This is a genomic window from Acidimicrobiia bacterium (genome assembly GCA_036396535.1).
Lineage (GTDB): Bacteria > Actinomycetota > Acidimicrobiia > Spongiisociales > UBA5794 > DASWKR01.
In genome coordinates, this window is sequence record DASWKR010000032.1 from 1 (window position 1) to 4,999 (window position 4,999).

The 4,999-nt window shown below is 69.3% G+C and carries 5 protein-coding genes; all 5 read right to left on the reverse strand.

Features of this window, described 5'->3' with window-relative positions; translation table 11 throughout:
* Positions 1-1,183: histidine--tRNA ligase (gene hisS, locus VGC47_05670; GenBank protein HEX9854782.1), on the reverse strand; the 1,183-nt coding region annotated here is incomplete at its 3' end.
* Between the two features lie 3 nt (positions 1,184-1,186).
* Positions 1,187-1,372: a hypothetical protein gene (locus VGC47_05675; protein HEX9854783.1), complete on the reverse strand. Its 186-nt coding sequence runs from the start codon at positions 1,370-1,372 to the stop codon at positions 1,187-1,189.
* Positions 1,373-1,407: 35 nt separating this feature from the next.
* Positions 1,408-2,754, reverse strand: a complete 1,347-nt coding sequence (locus VGC47_05680) for a replication-associated recombination protein A (GenBank protein ID HEX9854784.1) — start codon at positions 2,752-2,754, stop codon at positions 1,408-1,410.
* Positions 2,751-4,514 carry an aspartate--tRNA ligase gene (gene aspS, locus VGC47_05685; protein HEX9854785.1) on the reverse strand — a complete coding sequence of 588 codons (1,764 nt, stop codon included), beginning with the start codon at positions 4,512-4,514 and terminating at the stop codon, positions 2,751-2,753. The genes VGC47_05680 and aspS overlap by 4 nt, the downstream gene beginning before the upstream one ends.
* A 47-nt stretch (positions 4,515-4,561) precedes the next feature.
* Positions 4,562-4,999, reverse strand: a 438-nt coding sequence (locus VGC47_05690) for an MBL fold metallo-hydrolase (protein HEX9854786.1), incomplete at its 5' end; no start/stop codon positions are given.

Below are 4,999 nucleotides of genomic sequence, written 5' to 3' on the forward strand. Positions count from 1 at the left end.
GCCCCCGCTGGTCGGCGTATCTGAGCTGGGCGGAGAGCTTGCGAGCATCCGGGTACAGCTCGACTGACAGCCCGGCGCGCCGGAGCTCGGCCGCCACCGCGATGTGGTCCGAGCCCCTGTCGGCGTCGAACATCGCCACCAACACCGGACTGACCGCAGCCGCGCTGTCGAGCAATCCGAGCTCGGCGATGGCGGCGAGGAGCCGATCGACCCCGAGCGAAGCGCCCACGCCCGGGAGCCGACTCTTGGTGTACACACCCGCCAGGTCGTCGTAACGCCCTCCCGAGCAGCACGAGCCGATGTCCGGGAGGTCGTCGAGGTAGGTCTCGAACACGGTGCCCGTGTAGTAGTCGAGGCCCCTGGCGATGGCGACGTCGAGCTCGACGGATGCAACGCCGCCGGCGGCGGCACCGTCGAAGAACCGCACCAGCTCGTCGACGCCGCTCCTTCCCGTCGCGGACGAGGCGACGAGTCGTTCGAGACCGGCGAGGACGTCGCCCGTCGACCCCGCCATCTCGGCGAACGTGAGGATCTCCGCCGCCTGGCCGGCCGTGAGGCCCGCCACGTCGACCAACTCAGCCGAGACCGCCTGTGCGCCGATCTTCGGCAGCTTGTCGAGCGCCCGGAGCACCGTCGTCGACGGACGGGCGACGTCGAGCCGCTCGAGGAGCCCGTTGAGGACCTTGCGGTTGTTGACCTTGATCGTGAAACGCTCGAACCCGAGCGAGGAGAACAGCTCGTCGATGACCGCCGCCGTCTCGACGTCGGCGACGACGCTCTCGGTGCCGATCGTGTCGAAGTCGGCTTGGAGGAACTCCCGATAACGGCCTCGCTGGGTGTTCTCTCCACGCCACACGGTACCGACGTGGTACCGCTTGAACGGCATACCGAGCTCGTGCTCGTGCTCGGCAACGTATCTGGCGAGCGGAACCGTCAGGTCGAAGCGCAGCGCCACGTCCCTCCCCCCGGCGTCCTCGAAGCGATACAGCTGGCGATCCGCCTCGTCGCTGCCCTTGCCGAGGAGGATGTCGGTGTACTCGAGCGCCGGGGTCTCGATGGGACCGAAGCCGTATCTGCGGAACACCGATCGGGCGACGTCGACGAGGTGCTCGCGGGCGACCGCGGCGCTCGGGAGCAGATCTCTGAACCCTTTCAGGGTTCTCGGTCGGACACGATCAGCCATGGCTCAGCGGTTCGGGGCGATGCGGTCGGCGGCCCTGTCGAGCGCCGTGGCGATGCGTTCTGCGCCGGCGCGCCCGATCGCCGACGGCGACAGGCGCTCCCTGGCCCTCCTCACCTGGGCGACGAGGTAGGCGCCGAGGCCGATCGTCACCAGCACGCCCAGAGTGAACCAACGGATTCGCAGCAGCATGGTGCCAGCGTACCGCGCCGGGAGGCGCCGCAGGATCAGTCCGGTCGGTCCCGCGGCGGCTTGTTCGCTATCGAGTCGATGTCACGGAGGCTCCCGGCGAGCGCCGCCTCGTCGCCCTGGTCCTTGGGGCGGTAGACGATGAGACCTCGCGCCTCGTCGGGGAGATACTGCTGCTCGACCACGGCACCGGGACGGTCGTGCGGGTAGACGTACCCGACGGCGTCACCGAGCGCCTTCTGCCCAGCGTGCACGGCCGACCGCAGATGCGGCGGAACCTGTGCCGCCGGGGTTGCCTCGACGGCGGCCTTGGCGGCGCTCATCGCCTCGGCGATCGAGTTCGACTTGGGGGCGAGTGCCAGGTAGAGAGCCGCATGGGTGAGGGCGTACTCGGCCTCCGGCAGCCCGACCACCCGCAAGGCGTCGAAGGCGCTCACCGCGACGGCGAGCGCATCGGAGTCGGCCAGGCCGACGTCCTCCGAGGCGAGGATGATCATCCGCCTGGCGATGAACTCGGGGTCCTCTCCGGCCTGGAGCATGGTGTGCAGCCAGTAGAGGGCGGCGTCCGGATCCGATCCTCGCATGCTCTTGATGAACGCCGACACCACGTCGTAGTGGCGATCCCCGGCCTTGTCATACCGGATGATCCTGCGCTGCAGCGACTCGGCCACCGCCGCGACCCCGATCGACGGCTCGCCGGCTCCGAGCGAGATGGATGCCGCCACTTCGAGGGCGTTGAGCGCCAGCCGGGCGTCGCCACCGACTCGTTCTGCGAGCTCGGCCACGGCTTCGTCCTCGAGAGGCGGATCGCCTCCGAGGCCCCGCATCTCGTCTTGGTGTGCTCGCCTGAGGACGTCGGCGATCTCATCCGTGCTGAGGGGCTCCGTCCTGAAGACGGTGCTCCTCGAGATGAGGGGCGAGTTCACCTCGAAGAACGGGTTCTCGGTCGTGGCGCCCACCAGGATCACGGTTCCGTCCTCGACGCCGGGGAGCAGCGCGTCCTGTTGCGCCTTGTTGAAGCGGTGGATCTCGTCGAGGAACAGAATCGTGCGCCCTCTGTCCTCCTCGATCCTGGCCCTGGCATCGGCGAGGATCGCTCTGACGTCCCGGACGCCGGCCGAGACGGCGGAGAGCTGCTCGAATCGGGCGCCGTTCTCCGCTGCGACGACCCTCGCCAGCGTAGTCTTGCCGGTCCCCGGCGGCCCCCACAGGATCATCGAGACGAGCCGTCCGGACTCGATGACCGATCTGAATGCAGCACCCGGCTCCAGGAGATGACGCTGCCCGACGATCTCCTCGAGTCGCCGGGGCCGCATCCTCGCTGCGAGCGGCGCCGCCGCGTTGCGTTTGTCCGCCCGCTGCTCCGAGAAGAGGTCCTCGGTCATGCCTCGGTCCAGGCGGCCCGCACCTCGGGACGCACGTCGATGCCGAGCTCGTCGAGTTGAGAGTCCTCGACTCGGCTCGGAGATCCGGTCAACGGGTCGGCGCCGGTCTGCGTCTTCGGGAAGGGCATCACCTCGCGGATGTTCGGCTCGTCCTGGATGATCGCAACCAGCCGATCGATGCCGATGGCGAAGCCGGCGTGCGGTGGAGTCCCGTAGCGGAGCGCTTCCAGGAACCAACCGAAGCGCCGTTCGGCGTCCTGTCTGGTGATGCCGAGCACGTCGAAGACCGCCGCCTGCACTTCAGGATCGTGGATCCTGACCGAACCCGACCCGAGCTCCGAGCCGTTCAGCACCATGTCGTACGCCCTCGAGAGCGCCGACTCGGGCGAGTCCCGCATCTCGGCGACGTCGTGGGGCGCCGTGAAAGGGTGGTGGGCGGGCGTGAGGCCTCCGTCGTCGTCGACGTCGAAGACGGGGAAGTCGACGACGAACAGGAAGGCCAGGTCGTCATGGCCGGTGGGCTTGCCGAGCTCGAGGCGCAGTTGCCCGAGCACCCCGGAGGCGACCCGCCTCGTGTCGGCCACGATCAGCAGCAGGTCACCAGGCGACGCTTCGAGTGCCCCGGCCACGCCGGCTCGCTCGCCGTCGGAGAGGAACTTGGCGACCGGGCTCCGCAGCGAGCCGTCGTCTTCGACGACCGCCCAGACGAGCCCGTCGGCACCAAGCCCCTTGGCGTGGTCGGTGAGGTCGTCGAGCGCCGCCCGGGAGAGCCCCCGTCGGCCGGCGTTGACCCCCCGAACGGTCCCGCCGCCGGCGAGCACGCCGGAGAACGCACGGAACTCGGTGTCGGCGAGGACGTCCGAGAGGTCGTGGATCTCCATCCCGAATCGTGTGTCCGGCTTGTCGGTCCCGAATCGGTCCATCGCCTCGGCGTACGTCAGGCGGGGAAAGGGTCTCTCGAGCTCGATGCCTCTCGTGGCCCGAACGACGGACACGGCGACGTGCTCCAGCGTCGCCAGCACGTCCTCCTGGCCCCAGAAGGCGCCCTCGATGTCGAGCTGGGTGAACTCGACCTGGCGGTCGGCACGGAAATCCTCGTCCCGGTAGCAGCGGGCCACCTGGTAGTAGCGCTCGACGCCCGAGACCATCAGGAGCTGCTTGAAGAGTTGCGGTGACTGGGGCAGGGCGTAGAAGTGACCGGGGCGGAGGCGGCTCGGCACGAGCATGTCTCTGGCGCCTTCCGGTGTCGACGCCACCAGCGTCGGGGTCTCGATCTCCGAGAAGCCGAGCTCGTCCATGGTTCGGCGCATGGCGGCGACCACGGCCGAGCGAGCCCGCAGGTTGGCCGCCATGCGAGGTCTTCGCAGGTCGAGGTAGCGGTACTGGAGGCGCTTGACCTCCTCGACATCCGACCGGTCGTCGATCTGGAACGGCAACGGCTGAGCCGGCGACAGAACGGTGACGTCGGCGGCGACGACGTCTATCTCACCCGTCGGCAGGTCGCGATTGACCGTCGCTTCGGGGCGCGGGCTCACGGTACCCGTCACCGAGATGCAGAACTCGTCACGCAGCCCGTGGATCACATCGGCGCGCCCGGGGAGGTCTCCCGGGTTGAGCACGACTTGCGCGATCCCGGTGACGTCCCGCAGGTCGACGAAGACGACGCCGCCGTGGTCGCGGCGGGCGTTCACCCATCCTGCGAGGGCGACGGTGCGTCCGACGTCGGCGGCTCGCAGCTCGCCTGCGTGAACCGTCCTCATCGGCTGCGTGGTCGCCACGATGGTCTCTCCCTGGATGCCGGGCGCGCTCAGAGCCCCTGCAGGAAGGGGTTGCTACGGCGCTCGACGGCAAGCGTAGTCGTGGGTCCGTGGCCGGGGAGCACGTCGATTCCCGGCGGAAGGGTCAACACTCGCTCGACCATCGAGCGCATCAGGGCGGCGTGGTCGCCTCCCGGCAGATCCGTCCTCCCGATGGAGCCGGCGAACAGCTGATCCCCCGAGAAGAGAGCTCCCTCGTCCTCGAGATAGAAGCAGCAATGGCCCGGCGTGTGCCCGGGGGTGTGGACGACGCCGACGCTGAGACCCGCCAGGTCGAGGGCGTCGCCGTGTCCGAGGTCGCCGAAGCGCTCGGGAGGCGCGAAGTCCCCCGGCACGGCGCTCGTGCCGAAGAGGCTCCTCAACTGCGACTCCGGGTCCATGGCGAGCCACAGGTCGTCGGGATGCAGGTAGGCGGTCACCGACGTGTC

Coding starts and splice junctions, on each gene's coding strand:
- VGC47_05675 (HEX9854783.1), bottom strand. CDS start 1,372: ATGCTGCTGCGAATCCGTTGGTTCACTCTGGGCGTGCTGGTGACGATC.
- VGC47_05680 (HEX9854784.1), bottom strand. CDS start 2,754: ATGACCGAGGACCTCTTCTCGGAGCAGCGGGCGGACAAACGCAACGCG.
- aspS (HEX9854785.1), bottom strand. CDS start 4,514: ATGAGGACGGTTCACGCAGGCGAGCTGCGAGCCGCCGACGTCGGACGC.